The sequence below is a fragment of the Pseudomonas sp. PS01303 genome (assembly GCF_029959385.1).
Classification (GTDB): domain Bacteria; phylum Pseudomonadota; class Gammaproteobacteria; order Pseudomonadales; family Pseudomonadaceae; genus Aquipseudomonas; species Aquipseudomonas rustica.
Window position 1 is genome coordinate 1 of record NZ_JASCPK010000287.1, and the last position, 2,565, is coordinate 2,565.

At 52.0% G+C, this 2,565-nt stretch carries 1 rRNA gene; it reads right to left on the reverse strand.

The window, feature by feature from the left end:
• Positions 1-20 precede the first annotated feature (20 nt).
• Positions 21-2,565: ribosomal RNA gene (locus QMX93_RS30475) — 23S ribosomal RNA — on the reverse strand; the annotation flags it as partial.

A 2,565-nucleotide genomic window follows, 5' to 3' on the forward strand; every position in this document is an offset into this window, starting at 1 on the left:
TCAAATTGCTTGGGTGTTATATGGTCAAGCCTCACGGGCAATTAGTATTGGTTAGCTCAACGCCTCACAGCGCTTACACACCCAACCTATCAACGTCGTAGTCTTCGACGGCCCTTCAGGGAACTCAAGGTTCCAGTGAGATCTCATCTTGAGGCTAGTTTCCCGCTTAGATGCTTTCAGCGGTTATCTATTCCGAACATAGCTACCCGGCAATGCCACTGGCGTGACAACCGGAACACCAGAGGTTCGTCCACTCCGGTCCTCTCGTACTAGGAGCAGCCCCTCTCAAATCTCAAACGTCCACGGCAGATAGGGACCGAACTGTCTCACGACGTTCTAAACCCAGCTCGCGTACCACTTTAAATGGCGAACAGCCATACCCTTGGGACCGGCTTCAGCCCCAGGATGTGATGAGCCGACATCGAGGTGCCAAACACCGCCGTCGATATGAACTCTTGGGCGGTATCAGCCTGTTATCCCCGGAGTACCTTTTATCCGTTGAGCGATGGCCCTTCCATACAGAACCACCGGATCACTAAGACCTACTTTCGTACCTGCTCGACGTGTCTGTCTCGCAGTCAAGCGCGCTTTTGCCTTTATACTCTACGACCGATTTCCGACCGGTCTGAGCGCACCTTCGTACTCCTCCGTTACTCTTTAGGAGGAGACCGCCCCAGTCAAACTACCCACCATACACTGTCCTCGATCCGGATAACGGACCTGAGTTAGAACCTCAAAGTTGCCAGGGTGGTATTTCAAGGTTGGCTCCACGCGAACTGGCGTCCACGCTTCAAAGCCTCCCACCTATCCTACACAAGCAAATTCAAAGTCCAGTGCAAAGCTATAGTAAAGGTTCACGGGGTCTTTCCGTCTAGCCGCGGATACACTGCATCTTCACAGCGATTTCAATTTCACTGAGTCTCGGGTGGAGACAGCGCCGCCATCGTTACGCCATTCGTGCAGGTCGGAACTTACCCGACAAGGAATTTCGCTACCTTAGGACCGTTATAGTTACGGCCGCCGTTTACCGGGGCTTCGATCAAGAGCTTCGCGTTAGCTAACCCCATCAATTAACCTTCCGGCACCGGGCAGGCGTCACACCCTATACGTCCACTTTCGTGTTTGCAGAGTGCTGTGTTTTTAATAAACAGTCGCAGCGGCCTGGTATCTTCGACCGGCATGAGCTTACGGAGCAAGTCCTTCACCCTCACCGGCGCACCTTCTCCCGAAGTTACGGTGCCATTTTGCCTAGTTCCTTCACCCGAGTTCTCTCAAGCGCCTTGGTATTCTCTACCCAACCACCTGTGTCGGTTTGGGGTACGGTTCCTGGTTACCTGAAGCTTAGAAGCTTTTCTTGGAAGCATGGCATCAACCACTTCGTGTTCTAAAAGAACACTCGTCATCAGCTCTCGGCCTTAAGATCCCGGATTTACCTAAGATCTCAGCCTACCACCTTAAACTTGGACAACCAACGCCAAGCTGGCCTAGCCTTCTCCGTCCCTCCATCGCAATAACCAGAAGTACAGGAATATTAACCTGTTTTCCATCGACTACGCTTTTCAGCCTCGCCTTAGGGACCGACTAACCCTGCGTCGATTAACGTTGCGCAGGAAACCTTGGTCTTTCGGCGTGGGTGTTTTTCACACCCATTGTCGTTACTCATGTCAGCATTCGCACTTCTGATACCTCCAGCAAGCTTCTCAACTCACCTTCACAGGCTTACAGAACGCTCCTCTACCGCATCACCCGAAGGTGATACCCGTAGCTTCGGTGTATGGTTTGAGCCCCGTTACATCTTCCGCGCAGGCCGACTCGACTAGTGAGCTATTACGCTTTCTTTAAAGGGTGGCTGCTTCTAAGCCAACCTCCTAGCTGTCTAAGCCTTCCCACATCGTTTCCCACTTAACCATAACTTTGGGACCTTAGCTGACGGTCTGGGTTGTTTCCCTTTTCACGACGGACGTTAGCACCCGCCGTGTGTCTCCCATGCTCGGCACTTGTAGGTATTCGGAGTTTGCATCGGTTTGGTAAGTCGGGATGACCCCCTAGCCGAAACAGTGCTCTACCCCCTACAGTGATACATGAGGCGCTACCTAAATAGCTTTCGAGGAGAACCAGCTATCTCCGAGCTTGATTAGCCTTTCACTCCGATCCACAGGTCATCCGCTAACTTTTCAACGGTAGTCGGTTCGGTCCTCCAGTTAGTGTTACCCAACCTTCAACCTGCCCATGGATAGATCGCCCGGTTTCGGGTCTATTCCCAGCGACTAGACGCCCTATTAAGACTCGCTTTCGCTACGCCTCCCCTATTCGGTTAAGCTCGCCACTGAAAATAAGTCGCTGACCCATTATACAAAAGGTACGCAGTCACAGAACAAAGTCTGCTCCCACTGCTTGTACGCATACGGTTTCAGGATCTATTTCACTCCCCTCTCCGGGGTTCTTTTCGCCTTTCCCTCACGGTACTAGTTCACTATCGGTCAGTCAGTAGTATTTAGCCTTGGAGGATGGTCCCCCCATATTCAGACAAAGTTTCTCGTGCTCCGTCCTACTCGATTTCATGAC